A 20,328-nucleotide genomic window follows, 5' to 3' on the forward strand; every position below is an offset into this window, starting at 1 on the left:
CACCCATACAATAGTATTGAAAAAAACACCTTTTAACATTCCTATTATTACTCTTAGCTGCTTAGGACAATTCTCTTGTTAAAACAACAGAAACAAACCACTTAGTATATTCTTTTTTCAGTTTTTCGTAGGCCAATGATAACTATTGCGTTATTCAGTTTCATTTATCGGTTAACACGTCAGTTTTTTATAGGGTTTGAATGCAGAACAAACCCCAACCAACTACCTAGTATTATAAATAAAATTAATTGACTTATAAAAAACGCCCCATCTGGAGCGTTTTTTATAAGCAATCTATACTGTTTTAGCTGTTATTCTAGAACGGATTTTAAATTATCATCAGACTTACGGTCTATCAACTTATTGTAGGGATCTATTCCTGCTTTTTCAGGTTTTTTATCCGTTATAACGGTAAAGGTATTGTCACCTGGAGCCAACCATTTTAGTTCAAAGTAATATGGATTCTTAATGGTTACATTATCTTCATTTTTAATATCGGCACCAAAAAGTCCAACATCAACCAAATTCTTCTTGGTATCTGTTTCTCTCTCTTTTCCTTGATCATCATAATAAATTTTAGCAGAATTCACCGTAAAGGTGGTTTCCCATTTTCCATTACCCAATTTTTTAGTTTTTGCTTCGTTTACCTTGTTCTCATACAAGACAATTTCTTTAAATCCATCAGTAACCTTATACTTTAAAGAATCTGGGGTAATACCATAAATGGCATCAAATAAATTTTCAGAAGTAGCATAAACCCCTTTATTAAAATATTTATACTCGTTTAAGAATTGCTTTAAGGCGTTGTTAATTTTGTCTTCCCCAATAACATCTTGCAGCTCGTACATTACCATAGAGCCTTTCTGGTACCATATATGTTGACCGGTTTCTACATTTAATAAGGAGCGCTCTGGTTTAAAGCTAAATTGGCGACTGCTTAAATAAGAGTCCAATGAATTTTTTAAAAATGATTGTATTCCGTTTTCGCCATACTCTTTTTTCATGGTCATCAATGACACATACTCTGCCAAGGTTTCGGAAATAATATTAGCACCAGAGGTTTTACTTGGAGTAACTATATGTCCCCACCATTGGTGTGCCACCTCGTGCGCGGTTACACGAAAGGCATAATTAAAATCTTCTGCCTTAGAAAAATCGGCTACAAAACCAAAATCTTCAGAATAGGGAATTGTTGTTGCAAATGATTGTGCAAAAACCGAGTACGCAGGAAACTCAACTATACGTAATACCGTATATGGATATTCAAAAAAGTTTTTAGAATTGTAATCCAAAGAAACCTTTATCCCATGTATAAAATGTTCTAGATTTCGTTTGTGTTTGGGGGAATGGTAAATTTCAATATTTACTTTTTTCCCGCTAGGCGCTGTCCACGTATCTCTTTCTATATCATATGCAGCGGAGGCAAAGTTGAAGAAATAGTCGGTCTTATCTCCTAACTGATAGGTAAAATAGCTTCGTTCTCCTTCATCCCACTGCTTTATAAGTTTGCCTGGAGCAATGGCTGTCTGCCCTTTAGCAGTACTCACAGTAGCTTCAAACGATAAATAGTTAGCATCCTCATTAAACAAGTTTTTACGTAACGCTAGACTGTCTGTCCTAGGCGACAATAGATAATCCATTTCATCTAGCCCATATTTTTTACGTGTACCATTGTCTGTTAACGCAATTTCATAATGAAAAGAAGGGAAAATATCATCTCTAAAAAAAGTGCCATTATTAAGAACGCTAGTCTCTAATCCGTTAGAAAAACCTTGGGTTATAGCCCTCGTATGAATTACCAAATCTGCAGTATCCTTAGGTTGTAATGGTTCAGGTAATTTGTACATAAACAACCTATAAATACTGTCTTTTAAAAAGGGTTGTAGTTCATTACCATTGTACACAACTTTGGTTATTTTGGTGTCTGCAACCCCAAACTTTACTTCCAACAAAAGAGTGTCTATAGGTGTATCAAAGTTATTTACAGCCGTAAAATCACCCTCAGCATACACATCTCTTTCTTTCGGGTAAATATCCACTTTGGCCTTAAGAGCAACTATTTGCAGGTGTGGCTTGTTTAAATATTTAGCATATTTTTTTTCTGCATCAGCAGCAATTTTGTTACCGTGATCTGAACTTTCAATACTGTTGAGCACTTTTAAATTGTAATAACTGTAGGCACCTACCGCCATAAATAAAACTAAAAAGACTACCGTTGCCCCAATAGTTTTTGCCTTAAAACGACTCACCGCCAACCGGAGTCTTTCTTTAAACGAAGAATAAAACCCTCTATTCCAGAAAACATAGCCAATGATGGCTAATATGCAACTGAAGAGGATCCAGTATAGATTTAACCAAAACCCCCCACTTAAATAATGTCCAAACCCATTTAAATCACTTAAAAAGCTAGCTGGAACACTTCCATAAATAAACAAGGGATTATTTATTTTGAAAATTAAGGTGATGAGTAAAGGCAGACCTAAGGAAATTAGAATAACCAAAAAGTGACCTAAAAATTTATTATTGGCCAATACGTGTATAAAAAAGGCAAGCAATACTGTTGTAATATAGGCTGGGAATATATTGGCAAAATTAAAGGTAAGGTACATGCCCAACTCATAGTTAAAATAGCCATTATAGGTTTGATAGAGCATCCCTACTAAAATGGTTACTAGGGTAAGTAATGCCGCTACACCAACCAAGGCAATAATTTTAGAGACATACAAGGTTGCATTGGTAACTGGCAATGCATCATAAAACTCAAAAGTTTTATTATTTCTGGTCCTATGAACTGCTTCACCCGCATAAATAACAAGGATAATGATAGAAAAAACGAGCAAACCAGCACTTAGTTCCTGTACCATAAATCTAGTTAAGGGTAAGGATGGCGTACCGTAGGTTTGCGTAGATTGCGTCGCAATAAAAATTGAAAAAATCGTTCCAATTATAATAAGAATAATAAAGGCATTTTCCTTTACTATAGATAAAAATTCAATTTTACTCAATGACCATAAATTACCCCAATTTGCTTTTTTACTATAAACTTGTTTAATAGTTGCTATGGCAAGTGTTGGTTGTGGAACGGTGGCATCATCCTTAATTTTTTTAGCCCGCTTCGGAATTAAAAAATTAGGATAAGTAAACTTAAAAAGAGTGAATAAAAAAATGGCAATACTAATTGAAAACCATAGGATACGATTTAATAAAAACTCTCCGTACATTGGCAAATACAAGGTATTAACTTCATTAATAGACCAGTATTTCTTAATGTATTTATAAGCTTCAGACCCAAATGGGTCTACATAAACACTTAGCCATTGACTGTCTAAATTTCCCAGTAAATTACCTGCTACACTGCTGAGAATAAAAATAAGAATTCCACCCAAATACAAAATAGACATTCTTTTAAAGAAAGTCATTAAACTAAAAAACAAGACGCCAATAAATAATGAGTTAAAGGTGAGATAAAACAGAAATGGCAATAGGTAAGCTGTAAAATCGAACCCCGTATAAGTACCGTAATCTGGCCTATTTAATAAGGCTCCAATGGTAAAACCCATCATGGCACCAAGTACAGCACCAATATTCATTAATGTTACAATAGTAAAACTTCCAAAAAACCGACCCATCAAATAACTCTTCTCCGATATTGGGTATGTAAAGTACGTTTGTGCTGTTTTGTGTTCCTCATCTCTATATACCGGAACTCCCATAATCGCAGCATAAAAAAACAATCCAATGATACTTAACCCCCCTAAAACACCAGCAATGGCGTTAGGGCTATTGGTAAACTGTGCGGTACCAGAATCCTGAAAAACAGCCAGTAACAAGGGAATAATAAATAGTAAAAACAGGTAGACATAGGTTATTGGTCTGCGCAACCTATACTTGAGCTCAAATAAAAATATTTCTTTCATAATTACACCGTTTGCGCCATTTTTTGATTGATGCTATAGAAATAAAAATCTTCTAACGTATTGTTGATAACTTCAAAACCTTCGCCCGGATGGGTATCCGCATAAACATTAACGTGTAGATTGCCGCTACGCAAGTACGAAGATAAAACCGTGTGACTTTCTTCATAGGCAGCAATTTCTTCTTTTTGTATGCTTTTTCTAAAGACTTTACCGTTTAGAGAATTGGAGAGTTCTAAAGGATGACCTTGAACCAGCACTTGTCCGTCATTAAAAACAGCCATATTGGTACACAGGTTAATAACATCGTCTACAACATGCGTAGATAATATAACTACAGCATCTTCTCCTAATTCACTCAATAAATTATGAAATCGATTACGCTCCAGTGGATCTAAACCTGCTGTTGGTTCATCTACAATTATTAGCTTAGGATTGCCAATTAAGGCTTGCGCAATGCCAAACCGTTGGCGCATACCACCAGAATAATCACCCAAGTTTCTTTTGCGGAACTTGTATAAATTTACTTTGTTTAGTAAATCTGCCACATAAGATTTACGTTCACCACTATGCTGGATTCCTTTAATTTTTGCGATATGATTTAACATCATTTCAGCAGAAACCTTAGGGTAAACTCCAAAATCTTGAGGCAAATACCCCAATACTTGACGCAATTCCTCAGGCTGTGAAAATACATCAATACCGTTAAACGCTATACTTCCACTATCGGCTAATTGCAAGGTTGCAATTGTACGCATTAGTGTAGATTTACCAGCTCCATTTGGCCCCAAAAGCCCAAACATTCCTTTGTTAATTTCTAGATTTACATTGGATAAGGCCTGTGTTCCGTTTGGATAGGTTTTGTTAAGGTTTTTGATAGAAAGCATATATCTGTTCTTTAAATTTATAGCTATTGGTTAATTAGTACCTAGAATAGTTTCATTGTTACAAGTTTAAATACTTAATTTACATATATCTTACATTGAATACTTATCTCCAGGTAATAGTTTGTTTAGACGCTTCTTTAAATTGATAAAAAATATGTGCCATCTTAGCCTTAACGAGCAATTTTCTACCATGTCTTGTTCTCGTATAAATTAGAGATGAGTTACCCACATATTCTTTCCAATGGAAGTGAAATTTTTTAGCTTCTTCTTTTTGTTTAGAAAAAATAGCAGGTACAACATAGAATGTTCTTAAATTCCATTTTCTTTTTAACCAAGAACTATTATCTATTAAATACTTAGGATTTTCTACTGGTGCTATAATTTCTTCTAAAATAGAAATAAATAAAGAACTCTCGTTCGTTGTAGCCCCAATAATATAGCACTCAAAGACTCCGTTTGGCTGCCTTTCAGTTACTATCCTAATTTTAGCACTAGGAGTCGCAATTTTATTTGATCCCACCAGAGATTTTAGCACAGCATTTGCAATGTCTTTTGTTTTACGTTCCATATTTCCAAACAAAAAATATAGCTTTAAGGCCTTGTAAGCTTTAGGAACAAAACCTAAAAAAATTACACCAAAAAATAAGGATATCATTTGTACTAATCCTTTGCTTAGCAAAACCCCTAAATTTTTAAGAATAAACTCTGGTACAAGTGCAAAAATCCCAACAACAATTTCTAACAAAAGATATTTGGCAGCATTTACACTTCGTAATTTTTTCTGTTGAGGATAAGGTACATCATCACTGTATAAGACTTTTAATTCTCGAATAAAAACAGCTCCTTTGCTAATGGCTTGTTCCCACCTTTTCGCGATTGTATTTCTTTGCTTCGCTATCGAAAAAGTTTCCTTATTAAGGGTATCTAAATTTATTTCTGGTTTGTAAATTTCAGGTAAATCCAACCTATCAATTCCATTTAAAATGTAAGGTTCTCCTTTTAGTGAAACACCTTTAAATGCCGAAAACCTACGTATTAATTGTTCTAAATCCTTACCGCCAGTACTATCTGTTGGGTCTATACACGCCAAATGCCAAATATTAGCTGTTTTATTTTTGTTTCCTGCCTGAGTCCGAATTGCTCTACCTCTCATTTGATTAGACGACACAAAAGAGCCAACATAAGTTGCTAAAACTAATGTATTCATAGCAGGAGCATCCCACCCTTCGCCAAGTAAGGCTTTAGTGCCTACCAGAACTTTGATAGTTCCATTTTCAAAAAGTTCTGTTACGGCAGCAACTACAGTATTTTTGCCCTTTACAAATGCTGTGATTACTACAAAGTCGGTGTCTACTTCTAAAGGTTTTGCCGTAAACTCCGAATCATTTACTATCTTTTTTAGATTGATAATCGCCTTTTTGTGGAGAATAACAATAGACCCCGTAAGCACAGCTAACTGCTCTTTGTGGTTGCTTTGCGTTCGTAAATATTGAAAAATTGAAACAACGCCTAATTTGTTTAACTCTTTGGTGTTATTGCCCGTAAAAGACAAAAACTCTTGCCTAATAAAATCGGTTAAAATAACTGCTCTTAAAGTATCGCCTAGGCTATTGCCTTCAGCTCTAATTATGGTGTTTATACCCTTTAATTTACTAGGGCTATTCGCTAGGGTTCTGTACAAGTGTTCTATGCCAATAAAATCGACTCGCTTTTTTTCAAAAGCACCTATTTTGCGTAAGTCTTTTTCAATAGCAAGCAGTTTTTCTTCAAAAAGCGGGAATTGTTCTCGTTCTACAACCAACAATTCTTGCAGTAAAATTGTCAACCAATCGTAATTTAATAAGGGAAACTTAATTTTATTATCCTTAAAACCTAAAAGGGTTATTTTTTCTTTTGGAATCGCTATTTGAGCGGCATTTAAAAATACTATTATGGATGAATAGTACAGTGGTTTACTATAAATATTTTCTAATGCTACTTCTGTATTTTTATAAAACGAATGTTCTTGCAGCATAAAAACAAACTCTTGGTCTGCAACAAGATTATTTATAAAATTTAATATGTTTTCACGATAGTGAATAATATACTTTATTTGTGCTTCTTCAGGCTTAGAAAAATAGACATAATCCTGATGTGGACATAAATCACCATTCTTAATTAAATCAGGAACAACAATTTCATCATCTATTGGCCCACATAAATCAAAATACTTTTTAACCTCATTAGATTCGCTATCATAAGGAGGTGTAGCTGTAAGCGAAATAATGGTAATGTCGGCTGCTTTTTTAATTTCAAACAAGCATTTCCACCATTCATTTTTCAAGTGATGAGCCTCATCTAAAACTACAGTTTTTATGCCATTTTGCTGAATAAAACCTATTAAAGTTTTTGAATTATCTTCTTTATTAAAATCTTTATGTAAGGCGTATAAAGCTTGGTAGGTAGCAAAGGTAATTTGTTTCGGTTTTTTTATATTCGTAGAGTAATTCACAAAAGAATCATCTTCTAAAAAAAAAGTTAACATTCTATCTTTCCATTGGTTTCTAATGGTTAGTGAAGGTGATAAAACCAAGGTAGCTTGGTTAACTCTTTTCAGGATTTCTAATCCTAGAATGGTTTTTCCAGAACCAGGAGGGGCAACAACATGTAAGTGTTTGTCACTTATATGAGTATCAAAATTATCTAAAAATTTTTGTTGATAATTACGCCAAGTAAACTTGAAATTTAAAATGTTAGAAATTGTATTCAAATGAAAACTCTTGGTTTCTTGATTTTTAGTTGATATTAAGTAACTTTGACACTACTAAAGTAAACAATAATTATGTATCCCATTATTAGAAATAGAAGATTACGTAGTAATGAAGCCATCCGTGCTTTGGTTCGTGAAACCATAGTGTCTCCTGATGATTTTTTGGTACCCCTTTTCGTGGTAGAAGGCAAAGGTATTAAAGATGAAATACCGTCCATGCCCAATTATTTTAGGTACAGTTTAGACCTGTTAGAGAAAGAGGTAAAGGAACTTTGGAAAATGGGCTTAAAGTCTGTTTTGCTTTTTGCTAAAGTAGAAGATCATCTAAAAGACAATAAAGGTACCGAAGCCGTAAACCCTAACGGATTAATGCAACGTGCTGTTAAAACGGTAAAAAATGCGTGTCCGGGGATGTTGGTAATGACCGATGTTGCTTTGGATCCATATTCTTCTTATGGTCACGATGGAATTATAGAAGACGGAATAGTTTTAAACGATGAATCTGTTGAAGTGCTTACTGAAATGAGTGTGTCTCACGCAGAAGCTGGAGCAGATTTTGTTGCACCAAGCGACATGATGGACGGTCGCATTTTAAGCATTAGAGAAGCATTAGAAGATGATGGCTTTTACAATACAGGTATAATGAGTTATAGTGCTAAATATGCCTCTGCCTTCTATGGCCCATTTAGAGATGCTTTAGATTCTGCTCCAGTAGATATAAAGAATGTTCCTAAGGATAAAAAAACATATCAAATGGATTATGCCAACCGTTTTGAAGCAATTCGAGAAACGGAATTGGATATCGATGAAGGTGCAGATATTGTAATGGTAAAACCAGGATTGTGCTATTTAGATATTGTTCGGGAAATTAAAAATGAAGTGGATGTGCCTGTTGCGGTGTATCAGGTTAGTGGAGAATATGCAATGGTTAAAGCGGCGGCTGAAAAAGGTTGGGTAGACCATGATGCTGTGGTTATGGAACAACTTACAGCCATTAAAAGAGCAGGTGCAAATATTATTGCCAGTTATTTTGCTAAAGATGTAATTCGTATTTTAGGTTAATTTTACATTCAAATGAAATTACAACAGCATACTAAATCTGTGTTTCTAATACTTTTTTTTAGTATGCTGTTTTCATTTGGACAAGATCTAACAAAAGGAAGGCTTTTAGGGGCTGGTTTAGATTCTGTTACGGTTTATCAAAAAGTTGATTCTATTATGATTCATGGTATAGCAAACCATGCATTCCCAGGCGCTCAGCTTTTGGTAGCTAAGGATTCTAAAATTATATTCCATGAGGCCTATGGTTTTCATACCTATGATAGCCTACAGAAAGTAAAGTTGAATGATGTGTATGATCTGGCTTCGGTGACCAAAATTACAGCAGCCTTACCAGCGTTAATGAAGCTTTATGACGAAGACAAACTAAATTTAGACGCACCATTTAGCAACTACTGGAAACCTTGGAAACACAAAAAAAACAAAAACAACCTCACTGTTAGAGAAATATTAGCGCATCAAGCAGGTTTGCAACCCTACATTGTTTTCCTAAATGAAGTTATAAAGAAAAATGGAAATCCAAAATCTAGATTTATTAAAGATCATCAAAGTAATCGATTTTCTAATCAAGCTTATAAAGACTTGTATGTAAAAAATAGGTTTAAGCACAAGGTCTTCCGGCAAATAAATAGGTCAAAAGTATCGGAAGAAAAAAAATACAGGTATTCTGGTCTTACATTCTTATTGTATCCAGAAATAATTAAACAGCTTACGGGTGAGAATTATGCTACTTATTTGGACCAGAATTTTTATCAGCCTTTAGGTACTACAACCTTAGGATTTCTACCTAAAACCAAAAACTTTACCAATGCCATTGTCTCAACAGAGGTAGATACCCTTTTTAGAAAAGAATTGACGCACAATTATGTTCATGATGAAAATGCAGCACTTTTAGGCGGAATTTCTGGTAATGCAGGTTTATTTGCTACTGCTATGGATATGGCTAAGATGATGCAATTGTACTTAAATAATGGCACCTTTAACGGCAAGCGCTATTTTTCAGAAGCTACAGTAAAAGAATTTACAAGGGTGCAATACCCAGAGAATGACAATCGGCGTGGTTTGGGCTTTGACAAACCAACTCTTGGAAACGATACTTTGCCCCTATCAAAAGCATACCCAGCACCAGAAGTAAGTGCAGCAAGTTTTGGTCATGCTGGTTTTACAGGTACCTTTACTTGGGCCGATCCAGAGCATAAATTAATTTTTATTTTTATGTCCAATCGGGTATATCCTACAAGAACAAACAGAAATTTATATACCCTAAATATTAGGCCGGCACTACAACAGGTTTTTTACACGGCCACTAAAAAATAAAAAATACGTTTTATTAAAGTTATCTGTCACAACTAGATACCGACAGACTGCCAACTTTTTGTTACTTTTGTATTCTAATTACGGACTATGGGCATATTATTGTTTTACGCATTTGTTTCAATTTTCTTTTCCTTTCTGTGTTCTATCCTAGAAGCAGTTTTATTAACTATTTCACCAACATTTATTAATGTAAAAAAGAAGGAAGGTAAAAGTTTTGCTCTAGATTTAGAAATTCTAAAAAAAGATGTAGACAAGCCATTAATTGCTATTTTAACTTTAAATACTATTGCACATACCGTTGGTGCAATTTTGGTTGGTGTACAAGCTAAAGTAGCCTATGCGGAAATGTACGGTACTGAAACAAAAAGTATTCTTGGTATTTCGTTTACTGAAGACCTAATGGTTGGGGTAGTTTCTACCATTATGACCATTTTAATCCTAGTGGCCTCAGAAATAATACCAAAAACCATAGGGGCAACGTATTGGAAACAATTGGCCAAATTTACCGCGAAAACCCTAAATATTATGGTTTTAGCCTTAAAATGGACCGGACTTTTGTGGTTGTTACAATTATTTACAAAATTGGTGGGCAGCAAAGAGCACCATGGCAGTGTATTGAGTAGGGAAGATTTTACCACAATGGCAGACATTGCCCATGAAGAAGGAGTTTTTCAAGAATCCGAATCTAAAATTATTCGCAACCTATTAGAATTCGATGAAATTTTAGCCAAACATATAATGACACCACGCAGTGTCATGAAAACTGCGGCAGAAACTGCTACTATTAACGATTTTTATTCAGCAAACCCAAAAATGAGATTTTCTAGAATTCCTGTTTATAGTGGCAGCTTAGATAATATTACAGGATTTGTACTAAAAGACACCATTTTAGAAGAGGTTATTAATAAAAACGGTGAAAGTCAATTATCAACTATAAAAAGAGAAATTTTAGCTACGGAACGGAATACTCCAATTACAAAATTGTTTGAGATTTTTATAAAAAAGAGAGGACATATAGCCTTGGTAGTCGATGAATATGGTTCTGTAAGTGGTATGGTTACTATGGAAGATGTTATAGAAACTCTATTGGGTATGGAAATCATGGATGAAAGTGACCATACAGAAGACTTACAGCTATTGGCTCGTAAAAACTGGGAAAATAGAGCCAAAAAAATGGGTCTAATAGGAGAAGAAGGTGATTCTGAACAAGACATCAATTAATGGAAGTCGCCTATATAAAGACCCCTTTGGGCATTGCCAAAATAGAAGGTGATTCTGACGGACTTGCCACAGTTACTGTTTTGGATGATACTGAAGAGCTAACAACCGTAATTCCCGAAATATTGGAAGATGTGGTTTATCAGCTTCAAGAATATTTTGAAGGAAAAAGAGAAACCTTCGATTTGGTTTTAAATCCATCAGGTACTGCATTTCAAAAAACCGTTTGGGATGCACTTTTACAAATTCCTTACGGAAAAACCTGTGCCTACCTAGAACTTGCAAAACTACTTGGAGATCCCAAAGCAATTAGAGCAGTGGCCGCTGCAAATGCTAAAAACCCACTATGGATCATTGTTCCCTGTCACCGCGTTATTGGCAGTGATGGGTCTTTAACCGGCTATGCAGGTGGCTTGCATCGTAAAAAATGGCTATTGGAACACGAAAGCCCTGCAAAACAACAATCCCTATTTTAAAAGTAGCAACTTAAACCATCGTTTGTTTGATGTTTTAACTATTTTATCTGATATTTATATATTAAATACGGCCTATGCTATCAAAAATAAACATAGAACATATACTGTTTTTAGATATAGAAACAGTACCGGAAAACAGGGATTTTAATGAATTAACGGAAGAGAAAAAAGAACTTTGGGCACAGAAAACAGCCTACAAACGCCAAGAAGAGTTTACTCCTGAAGAATTTTATGACCGAGCTGGAATTTGGGCCGAATTTGGAAAAATCGTCTGTATTTCTGTCGGGTATTTTAATAACAATGGAGAGAAGCGCAGTTTTAGAGTAACCACCTTTTTTGGCGAAGAAGCTTCCTTATTAAAAGAATTTAATAATTTATTAACAACACATTTTAGCTCTCCGAAATATGTGCTGTGTGCACACAATGGTAAGGAATTCGATTTTCCTTATATGGCGCGTCGTATGCTAATAAATAAAATAGATTTACCCGTTAAGCTAAACCTCTTTGGTAAAAAACCGTGGGAAGTGCCGCATTTAGATACTATGGAGTTGTGGAAATTTGGAGACTACAAGCACTATACCTCACTAAAACTAATGGCCAACGTACTGGGGGTACCCTCGCCAAAAGAAGATATAGACGGTAGTATGGTACGTGATGTTTTTTATATTGAAAATGATATAGACAGAATTGTAAAATATTGCGAATTAGACGTCATTGCCATTGCTCAAGTATTTTTACGCTTGCGCAATGAAGACTTGCTACATAAGGATGAAATTAAGCGGGTGTAGCCTTTAAATTAAATTTACTTATTGTATTTTAATTGTAAAAACACTGGGAAATGGTCACTGTAACCGCCAATATATTTTTTACCCACATAGGTTCTAAAAGGGTTTCCTTTGTACTTCCCTTTAAACTCGGTTAAAAAATGTTCATCAAAAACATTGGCTTCCGTAAAACTATGGGTGCCCTTTTCATAATTTAAAAAATTATGAGAAATAATGATTTGGTCAAACAAGCTCCATTTTCTTTTATAATTGGCACTCCCTCTTTTTGGTGTTATCAAATTTTCCATAGGATTAAACAACACTTTGGTTTCTAATAGGGATGCAATGCTTTCAGCTTTTGGTCCATCATTAAAGTCGCCCATAATAATATAATTGGGGCTTACTACTTCAGCTTCAATTTTAGACATAAACCGCTTTATTGTGGCGGCCGCCTCTATCCGCTTATAATCGGTCTCTCCATTTCCTTCTCGCTTGGATGGCCAATGGTTTACAAAAACGTGTACTTCTTCACCATTTAACCTTCCATGAACATAAAGGATATCTCGGGTAGCATCTCTGTCTCCATTTAAGTTCTGAATTAACAAAGGAATGGGCTCAGAGGCTATAACCGTAAAAAAATCTTTGTGATAAATTAAGGCCGTATCAATTCCCCGTTCATCCGGAGAGTCGTAATGTTCATATCCATAATTAATATCTGCGATAGGGCTCGTATTTAATAAATCGTTTAAAACCGTTTTATTTTCTACTTCTGCCACCCCAATAAGAACAGGGGAAATTTCAGAGGTGCTTTTCCCTATTTGGGAAATGGTATTTCCTATTTTATACAGTTTTTTATTGTATCTACTTGTGGTCCATCTCTTTTCTCCTTTTGGAGTAAATTCTCCATCCAAAGTGTCTTCACCATCTATGGTATCAAACAGATTTTCTAAATTGTAAAACGCAATTGTAAATAAACTTGTTCTAATTTTTGTCTTAAAAAACGAAAAAAGCATCTCTTTTTAATATTTGGTGCTAAAATACAAAAATAGCTTCGCAAGTATTGATTAGATTTGCATTATAAAAAAGTTTTATGCTAGAGAAGAAAGACGTAGAATATGAAAAAGCTGTACTTATAGGAGTAATAAGTAAGAGTCAGACCGAGCAAAAAGTTACCGAATATTTAGATGAATTAGAATTTTTAACCTACACAGCAGGTGGAGAAGTCTACAAGCGATTTGTTCAAAAAATAGACACTCCAAACCCAAAGACCTATATAGGTAGTGGTAAAATGGATGAGGTTGCTCAATATGTTGAGGAAAACGATATAGGATCTGTAATTTTTGATGACGAACTAACTCCGGGGCAACAACGGAACATTGAAAAGCATTTAAAATGTAAGATTGTTGATCGCACCACCTTAATCCTAGACATTTTTGCCCAGCGGGCACAAACTAGCTATTCTCGTACCCAGGTAGAATTAGCACAATACGAATATTTATTACCAAGGCTAACTGGCTTATGGACACACTTAGAAAGACAAAAGGGTGGTATTGGTATGCGTGGTCCTGGAGAAACAGAAATAGAAACCGATAGACGTATTGTACGTGATCGCATCTTTTTACTTAAAAAGAAACTGAGTAAAATAGACCGACAAATGGAAACCCAGCGTGGTAACCGGGGTTCATTGGTTAGAGTTGCTTTAGTTGGGTATACCAATGTTGGCAAGTCTACCTTAATGAATGTTGTAAGTAAAAGTGAGGTTTTCGCAGAAAACAAATTGTTTGCAACCTTAGATACAACCGTTAGAAAAGTAGTTTTAGGAAACTTACCATTTCTATTGAGTGATACTGTTGGGTTTATACGAAAGCTGCCAACACAATTAGTTGAGAGTTTTAAAAGTACATTAGATGAGGTGCGTGAAGCAGATCTACTGCTACATATTGTAGATATATCTCATCCAAATTTTGAAGATCATATTGCTTCAGTTCATAAGATTCTAGAAGAAATAAAGAGTGATGATAAAAAAACAATTATTGTTTTTAATAAAATAGATCAATTTACCCACGAAACTATTGATGATGATGACTTGGTGACAGAAAAAACCAAAATTCATTTTACACTAGAAGAGTGGAAAAAAACCTGGATGCAGAAAGTTGGAGATCGCGCCTTGTTTATATCCGCTTTAAATAATGAAAACCTTGATACTTTTAGAAAAAGAGTTTACGATGAAGTACGGGATATTCATATTACCCGTTTTCCGTATAACAATTTTTTATACCCTGAACATTTGGATGAATATTAGGACTAAATTTTTAATCCTTTCCATTTTTATTATGTACTTCATCGGATAAATTGACCTTTATTTTTTTTTACAACAAAATAGAGTTCATTCACAACATAAATTGTGGCATTTTACCATTCCTTTCTATTTTTACACTGTAGTTAAGAAATAACAATTCTAAAATTACAGCAAAATATTATAAAACGCCTTTTTCCCTAAATCTGGCTTTTCATAAAAGAAGTTAAAAAGATCCCAAATCTTATTATCTATTTACCCAAAACGTCCTCTTCAGAGGGCGTTTTTTGCTATACAACACGTTTATTGCCTTTAGGTAACTACTTACTAAATTTATTTTTATAATTTTGGCCCACTAAAATAATGAGAATGAAACAGATAATTATTGCATTGACCCTTATTTTTACACTTGGTGTAAGTGCCCAAACAAAGAGCGACTTGTTAAAGCATTACGAAGCTTATTACAAGGAAATGAAATTACAAGGTGATACCCAGGGCATCATTAATGCCATTACGCATTTAAACGTTTTAGAACCAAGCAGTTCTCGCAAAGACACACTTGCTTTTTTATACGCCAATGGCAACCAACACATGCAAGCCATGCGAACTATTGGAATAGATACTAATGATTCAGATTCAGATCTTGCCGTGCAAGTAAGGGCTATGTCTTTAAAAGCCTTGGGACAAACAAAGCGAGCCATCACCCAATTTGAAATATTGTACAAAAGAACGCCCAATACATTTATAGCCTATGAATTGGCAGATTTAAAAATACAATCTGGCGATAAAGAAGGTGCTAGCAGCAATATAGCCTATGGTTTAGCGAACGCTACCCCCGAAATGATGTATGCTTTTTATGAAAGACAACAACCTTATGAAGTACCTATTAAAGCTGCATTTTTACATTTAAAAGGCTTGGTACAGTACAATACGGACCAAGCAAATCCAGATGCTGCCCTTGCTTTTATTGATGAAGCACTAGCAATGGCTCCCAATTTTAATTTAGCGGGATTAAGCAAACAAGCTATTGAAGCCAGAAAAACGCAGGAAACAACAACAGTTGAGGAAAAAAAATAAATTACTTTTAATCCAATAAAAAAGTGGGCAGCTGCCCACTTTTCTATTGCTTATTTTTAAGCCTAATTTTAATTTCCTTGTCCTTTTCCTTTTTTAGTGCTACCACCTCACTTACATTTTCATTTGGAATTGCAATAGAAAGGACATAATGAGCTATTTTCCATTCTCCCTTTACCTTTTTTAGCACCCCAGAACCACGACAAACTTCCATTTGAGTATCTAATAATTCATCAAACCAAGCTATTTTTTTAGACTTGTCTATATAAATATTTCGCTCTATGGCCGTAAAACTCCAGGCCTTCCCCTTGTCAAAATAAGGTTTTGAAAATGTCCTAAAAGCTTTGTTTTGCCAGTTTTCTGTAGCATCAGTACCTATAAAAACCGCATCTGCAGTCATTAAACCAAAATAGTCATCAAAATTGGCAGTTGCTGCTGCCCTATGCCAAGCATCTAGAGATTTGGCAATCTCGTCTTTCTGGGCAGTGAGTTGTAATGTACTTGCCACAAACAAAAAATACATGAAAATCTTATTCATTTTGGAGAATTAAATTAGTGTCTAAAGTATTGTTCACGATGATGTTAAACTGGTTTCTATAATTGTTAAAAGCCGTTATCATTTCAATAGCTGGCTCCAAGATGTCGGTATTATATTCTATAGCGGCCTTTGTTTTTAAAGCAAAGGTTTTAATAACAATCTGCCTACTCTTTATATGTGGTTTATTAAATTCAACCGGATAGACCGCCTTTTCTAATTGCTTTTGGGCCTCAATGATTTGATCTAGTGTTAATCGTAGGTCTTCATTATTCTCTGCTTTATACATTCCGTCAATTCCCGTATTCAGGGCTTTATATTCTGGCCACCCTTCTAAAATAACGATTGCTTTGGAATCCAATTCTAATTTTTTTGGAAGTTTGGTAGCATTAAAAGTAATCTCATTTTCGAGTTCTTCCTTCACCCCTTCTTTCTTTGATTCATTGCAAGAAATAAAAGCAAAAATAAGCACGAAAAAAAGTAAAAATCTGTTCATAAGACGAATGTATAAAAAAAGTGCAAGATAAAAAGTTCCTTCCCTTTCTAATCCCTATTAAATTATAAATTTTTTAATAGCAAGTGCTCAATAGGCTATGAAATTAGTTGATAAAAACTATCTTTGCCCCGAATTTCTAGAACACCCTTTATTTTGCAAAAATCGATTTTAATTATTGGTGCCTGCGGGCAAATTGGTACAGAGCTTACCTTGGCTTTACGCGAAACTTATGGAAACGACAATGTTGTTGCCAGTGATATCCGGGAAGGCGGTGAAGATTTAATGAGTTCAGGACCTTTTGAGCTTTTAGACGCGACAGACTACAAGGCCATAGAAAATGTAGTTATGCATTATGAGATAGATGAAATTTACTTGATGGCTGCTATGCTAAGCGCTACAGCAGAAAAGTTTCCTATGCGCGCATGGGACTTAAATATGGGATCACTTTTCAATATTCTAAACTTAGCCAAAGATAAAAAAATAAGTAAAATATTTTGGCCTTCTAGTATTGCCGTTTTTGGGCCAAATACACCCAAAGAGAACACACCGCAAAACACCATTATGGAGCCAAGTACTGTGTATGGGATTAGCAAGCAATCTGGAGAACGTTGGTGTTCTTATTATCATAACAAATACGGTGTAGATGTCCGTAGTCTACGTTATCCTGGATTAATTAGTTGGAAAACACAACCCGGAGGTGGCACTACAGATTACGCAGTAGAAATTTACCACAAAGCCTTAGAAGACAAGGCGTATACTTGTTTCTTAAATGAAAATACCAAATTACCCATGATGTTTATGGATGACGCTATAAGAGCCACAATGGATATTATGGAAAAAGATGCGGCAAGTATAAAAGAGCGTTCTTCCTATAATTTGGCAGCAATGAGCTTTACACCAACTGAAATTGCAGCCAGCATTCAAAAGCATATTCCTGAGTTTAAAATTGACTACCAAGTGGATTTTAGACAAGAAATAGCAGATTCCTGGCCACAGAGCATCGATGCTTCAAAAGCAACAGAAGATTGGGGTTGGAAAGCTGAATTTGACTTGGAAAAGACTACCAAAACAATGCTTAAGAATTTATCTTAAGCAACTCGTTCTTGTTTTTGTACGACTTAGTCAGCCTCCTCTAAGTCTATGTCTGGTATGGCTTCAGGATCATCATCATTAAAGTCTTCGTAATCATCTTCATCGTAATTAGCCATTGTATACTCTAATTTCGCACTGATTTTTACCAAGTATTTGGTGTCCTTTGTTATGACTTCAACTGCTTCAATAGTTTCTCGTTTTGAATTCTTAAAACTAATAATATCCCGGTCTCCATAACCGGCAGGATACCGTTCTACAAGTAACTTTAATACATCTGGGGCCAGCTTTTTAAAATCGACAATTACCCGTTTAAGATTATCCATATCAAAACATTTAGAGCATTGTGACGCATAATTACGCTTACTACTAAAATTAGGTCTTTTTCATTGAATGGCAAAAAAATAAGAATCTCAATTCAAAACCAGATCTTTTTTTAGGGGTCAAACTAATTCCAATAGGCCTTCGAAACCTTGTCGCCAGTAGCTTCCAACATCTTCTAAAAAGATTTCCTTGCAATGGATTTTATGGATCATAGGAAGGCATATAAAAAGAAAAAATGCAGTACAAATTGCACTACAATTATATACTATTATACACATAACATTTCAATGTTACCTATTCTTTTGGCCTTTATCACCTAAACAACTTAAGAAAAAATTAAAAACATAATGCCCGCTGATCAAAGAAAAGCACCAACCTATAGGTAAACCTAGATTGGCAATTAAAATCATTTTGGATAAAGGTCAGGAAAATTAACCTTAAACTTTATTTATTTCATCAATAAAGGCTACAACTTTTTTCTGATAATTCAAAAAGAACTAAATTTAAAGGTTTCATAAAAAGATACAATGGAAATAGTTGCAACCGACCGACTTTATTTGCGGGAATTAAAAAGGACAGACGCCGAGTATTTTTACCATTTAAATCTAGACCCGGAAGTGTTAAAATACACGGGAGACAAACCCTTTGAAACAATTGAAAGTGCAATGCAATTTCTTGAAAACTATGATCATTATAAAAAATACGGATATGGCCGATGGGCTGTAATCGCGAGAAAAAATCATGACTTTTTGGGATGGTGCGGTTTAAAATACACCAAAAGTTTAACCGAAATTGACCTAGGCTTTCGGTTTTTTAAACGGTACTGGAACAAAGGATATGCCACTGAATCTGCCAGAGCCTGTTTGATGATTGGTTTTGAAAAATACAAAATCCAGCGTATCGTTGGCAGAGCAATGAAAGATAACGAGTACTCCATAAGAGTATTGGAAAAAATAGGGTTTCAACACCTTACAACGAATACAGACACATTCACCATACAACAAAAATTTGAGCATTGGGAACTTACAAAAGAAAGCCACAAAGGATTGCAAAATATATAAAAAAAAGTAAAAAAGAAATTGGCTTACCTCCAGATGCCATCTTTTTTAGAGGTGAACAAAAAATAGATCACGTACTCTTACGCCTTATAGATTTTGACGCTTCCAATCTACAAGAAAGCACCATAGAAAAAGTAGAAGAAGCCATTCATTACAACGACAAAAATTCTGTTACTTGGCTAAATATAGACGGGTTACACAATGAAGCTATTATTGAAAAAATTGCCGCTAATTTTAATTTAGACACCTTACTCTTAGCAAATGTAATGGATACAGCTTCACGCCCAAAATTTCAAGATTTTGATGGCTCAATTTTTATTTCTTTGAAAATGATGAGATTGGAACATCCAAATAATCAGGTTGTTGTAGAAAATTTAAGCTTGATACTCACAAACAGCATGTTAATTACTTTTCAGGAGTCTAAAGGCGATGTTTTTGAACCTGTCCGAGAGCGTATTAGAACGCAGAAACCGCGAATTAGGAATTCTGGAACAGATTATCTAGCTTTTGCATTGTTAGACATTGTAGTAGACAACTACATTTATATCATAAGCGAGTTTGCAGAAAAAATAGAATCTATTGAAGACAAGCTAATTTCGAACCCAGATCAAAGTATTGTTGAAGAAATAAACACCTTTAAAAAGGAATTAAATTTTCTTCGAAAAAATATAAATCCAGCCAAGGAGATGATATTTTCGCTTACCAAAACAGAAACGAATCTAATTAAAAAGAAAACAGAAGTTCATTATAAAGAACTCATAGACAATATAAACCATGCCGTTGAATCTACAGACAACCTGCGAGAAATTCTTTCAGATCAATTAAACATTTACCACACCACAATCAGTTCTAAACTAAATGACATCATGAAGTTCTTAACCGTCTTCTCTGTCATATTTATTCCACTAACCTTTATTGCAGGAATTTATGGGACAAATTTTGATGTTGTTCCAGAACTTCATTATAAATACAGCTACTTTATAATGTGGGGAGTTTTTGTAATTATAGTTATTGTTATGCTATTTTATTTTAAGAAAAAAAAGTGGCTTTAAACCGGCAGAACAGTATTGTA

The 20,328-nt window shown here is 34.6% G+C and carries 17 protein-coding genes; 10 read left to right on the forward strand and 7 right to left on the reverse strand.

What is annotated here, in order from left to right; translation table 11 throughout:
• Nucleotides 1-311: 311 nt before the first annotated feature.
• The 3 genes from MWU65_RS01770 to MWU65_RS01780 form a co-directional block, all read right to left on the reverse strand.
• Entirely contained in the window at nt 312-3,917 is a 3,606-nt protein-coding gene (locus MWU65_RS01770) for a M1 family aminopeptidase (RefSeq protein ID WP_247075247.1), read from the reverse strand.
• Between the two features lie 2 nt (nt 3,918-3,919).
• The gene (locus MWU65_RS01775; RefSeq protein ID WP_247075249.1) at nt 3,920-4,801 is read right to left on the reverse strand and encodes an ABC transporter ATP-binding protein; all 882 of its coding nucleotides are present in this window, start codon (nt 4,799-4,801) and stop codon (nt 3,920-3,922) included.
• A 103-nt stretch (nt 4,802-4,904) separates the two neighbouring features.
• On the reverse strand, nt 4,905-7,550 hold the full coding sequence (locus MWU65_RS01780; protein ID WP_247075251.1) for a DEAD/DEAH box helicase family protein: 2,646 nt from the start codon (nt 7,548-7,550) through the stop codon (nt 4,905-4,907).
• A 72-nt stretch (nt 7,551-7,622) separates the two neighbouring features.
• Between MWU65_RS01780 and hemB the strand changes: the two genes are divergently transcribed.
• From hemB to MWU65_RS01805, 5 genes are all read left to right on the forward strand, one after another.
• Entirely contained in the window at nt 7,623-8,612 is a 990-nt protein-coding gene (gene hemB, locus MWU65_RS01785) for a porphobilinogen synthase (RefSeq protein ID WP_247075252.1), read from the forward strand.
• 12 nt (nt 8,613-8,624) lie between these two features.
• Nucleotides 8,625-9,926: a serine hydrolase gene (locus MWU65_RS01790; protein ID WP_247075254.1), complete on the forward strand. Its 1,302-nt coding sequence runs from the start codon at nt 8,625-8,627 to the stop codon at nt 9,924-9,926.
• 87 nt (nt 9,927-10,013) lie between these two features.
• Nucleotides 10,014-11,147: a hemolysin family protein gene (locus MWU65_RS01795; RefSeq protein WP_247075256.1), complete on the forward strand. Its 1,134-nt coding sequence runs from the start codon at nt 10,014-10,016 to the stop codon at nt 11,145-11,147.
• Nucleotides 11,147-11,620: a methylated-DNA--[protein]-cysteine S-methyltransferase gene (locus tag MWU65_RS01800; protein WP_247075257.1), complete on the forward strand. Its 474-nt coding sequence runs from the start codon at nt 11,147-11,149 to the stop codon at nt 11,618-11,620. Before MWU65_RS01795 ends, MWU65_RS01800 begins: the two co-directional genes overlap by 1 nt.
• A gap of 74 nt (nt 11,621-11,694) precedes the next feature.
• Nucleotides 11,695-12,408 (forward strand): 3'-5' exonuclease, encoded by a 714-nt coding sequence (locus MWU65_RS01805; RefSeq protein WP_247075260.1) that lies wholly within the window; start codon nt 11,695-11,697, stop codon nt 12,406-12,408.
• 14 nt (nt 12,409-12,422) lie between these two features.
• Here MWU65_RS01805 and MWU65_RS01810 read toward each other — a convergent pair whose 3' ends face one another.
• Nucleotides 12,423-13,397: an endonuclease gene (locus MWU65_RS01810; protein ID WP_247075262.1), complete on the reverse strand. Its 975-nt coding sequence runs from the start codon at nt 13,395-13,397 to the stop codon at nt 12,423-12,425.
• A 77-nt stretch (nt 13,398-13,474) separates the two neighbouring features.
• Here MWU65_RS01810 and hflX point away from each other — a divergent pair, with 77 nt between their 5' ends.
• Entirely contained in the window at nt 13,475-14,686 is a 1,212-nt protein-coding gene (gene hflX, locus MWU65_RS01815; RefSeq protein ID WP_247075264.1) for a GTPase HflX, read from the forward strand.
• A gap of 363 nt (nt 14,687-15,049) precedes the next feature.
• Complete coding sequence (locus MWU65_RS01820; protein WP_247075266.1) at nt 15,050-15,757, forward strand: hypothetical protein; 708 nt, start codon at nt 15,050-15,052, stop codon at nt 15,755-15,757.
• A gap of 43 nt (nt 15,758-15,800) precedes the next feature.
• Here MWU65_RS01820 and MWU65_RS01825 read toward each other — a convergent pair whose 3' ends face one another.
• Nucleotides 15,801-16,292 (reverse strand): nuclear transport factor 2 family protein, encoded by a 492-nt coding sequence (locus MWU65_RS01825; protein ID WP_247075269.1) that lies wholly within the window; start codon nt 16,290-16,292, stop codon nt 15,801-15,803.
• Nucleotides 16,285-16,785 carry a hypothetical protein gene (locus MWU65_RS01830; RefSeq protein ID WP_247075273.1) on the reverse strand — a complete coding sequence of 167 codons (501 nt, stop codon included), beginning with the start codon at nt 16,783-16,785 and terminating at the stop codon, nt 16,285-16,287. The genes MWU65_RS01825 and MWU65_RS01830 overlap by 8 nt, the downstream gene beginning before the upstream one ends.
• A gap of 153 nt (nt 16,786-16,938) precedes the next feature.
• On the opposite strand from MWU65_RS01830, the gene MWU65_RS01835 reads away from it, so the two are divergent.
• The gene (locus MWU65_RS01835; protein ID WP_247075275.1) at nt 16,939-17,877 is read left to right on the forward strand and encodes an NAD-dependent epimerase/dehydratase family protein; all 939 of its coding nucleotides are present in this window, start codon (nt 16,939-16,941) and stop codon (nt 17,875-17,877) included.
• 26 nt (nt 17,878-17,903) lie between these two features.
• Here MWU65_RS01835 and MWU65_RS01840 read toward each other — a convergent pair whose 3' ends face one another.
• A complete protein-coding gene (locus MWU65_RS01840) occupies nt 17,904-18,200 on the reverse strand; it encodes a hypothetical protein (RefSeq protein ID WP_247075276.1) in 297 nt (98 codons plus the stop codon).
• Nucleotides 18,201-18,725: 525 nt separating this feature from the next.
• On the opposite strand from MWU65_RS01840, the gene MWU65_RS01845 reads away from it, so the two are divergent.
• Nucleotides 18,726-19,259, forward strand: a complete 534-nt coding sequence (locus MWU65_RS01845; protein WP_247075278.1) for a GNAT family N-acetyltransferase — start codon at nt 18,726-18,728, stop codon at nt 19,257-19,259.
• On the forward strand, nt 19,214-20,308 hold the full coding sequence (gene corA / locus MWU65_RS01850; RefSeq protein WP_247075280.1) for a magnesium/cobalt transporter CorA: 1,095 nt from the start codon (nt 19,214-19,216) through the stop codon (nt 20,306-20,308). The genes MWU65_RS01845 and corA overlap by 46 nt, the downstream gene beginning before the upstream one ends.
• Nucleotides 20,309-20,328: the final 20 nt, after the last annotated feature.

It is taken from the genome of Cellulophaga sp. F20128 (assembly GCF_023015805.1).
Taxonomy (GTDB): domain Bacteria; phylum Bacteroidota; class Bacteroidia; order Flavobacteriales; family Flavobacteriaceae; genus Cellulophaga.

Bases quoted from the DNA above. Each gene is read 5' to 3' on its own strand.
- MWU65_RS01770 (WP_247075247.1), bottom strand. From the start codon at position 3,917: ATGAAAGAAATATTTTTATTTGAGCTCAAGTATAGGTTGCGCAGACCA.
- MWU65_RS01775 (WP_247075249.1), bottom strand. From the start codon at position 4,801: ATGCTTTCTATCAAAAACCTTAACAAAACCTATCCAAACGGAACACAG.
- hemB (WP_247075252.1), top strand. From the start codon at position 7,623: ATGTATCCCATTATTAGAAATAGAAGATTACGTAGTAATGAAGCCATC.
- MWU65_RS01790 (WP_247075254.1), top strand. From the start codon at position 8,625: ATGAAATTACAACAGCATACTAAATCTGTGTTTCTAATACTTTTTTTT.
- MWU65_RS01795 (WP_247075256.1), top strand. From the start codon at position 10,014: ATGGGCATATTATTGTTTTACGCATTTGTTTCAATTTTCTTTTCCTTT.
- MWU65_RS01800 (WP_247075257.1), top strand. From the start codon at position 11,147: ATGGAAGTCGCCTATATAAAGACCCCTTTGGGCATTGCCAAAATAGAA.
- MWU65_RS01805 (WP_247075260.1), top strand. From the start codon at position 11,695: ATGCTATCAAAAATAAACATAGAACATATACTGTTTTTAGATATAGAA.
- MWU65_RS01810 (WP_247075262.1), bottom strand. From the start codon at position 13,397: ATGCTTTTTTCGTTTTTTAAGACAAAAATTAGAACAAGTTTATTTACA.
- hflX (WP_247075264.1), top strand. From the start codon at position 13,475: ATGCTAGAGAAGAAAGACGTAGAATATGAAAAAGCTGTACTTATAGGA.
- MWU65_RS01820 (WP_247075266.1), top strand. From the start codon at position 15,050: ATGAAACAGATAATTATTGCATTGACCCTTATTTTTACACTTGGTGTA.
- MWU65_RS01825 (WP_247075269.1), bottom strand. From the start codon at position 16,292: ATGAATAAGATTTTCATGTATTTTTTGTTTGTGGCAAGTACATTACAA.
- MWU65_RS01830 (WP_247075273.1), bottom strand. From the start codon at position 16,785: ATGAACAGATTTTTACTTTTTTTCGTGCTTATTTTTGCTTTTATTTCT.
- MWU65_RS01840 (WP_247075276.1), bottom strand. From the start codon at position 18,200: ATGGATAATCTTAAACGGGTAATTGTCGATTTTAAAAAGCTGGCCCCA.
- MWU65_RS01845 (WP_247075278.1), top strand. From the start codon at position 18,726: ATGGAAATAGTTGCAACCGACCGACTTTATTTGCGGGAATTAAAAAGG.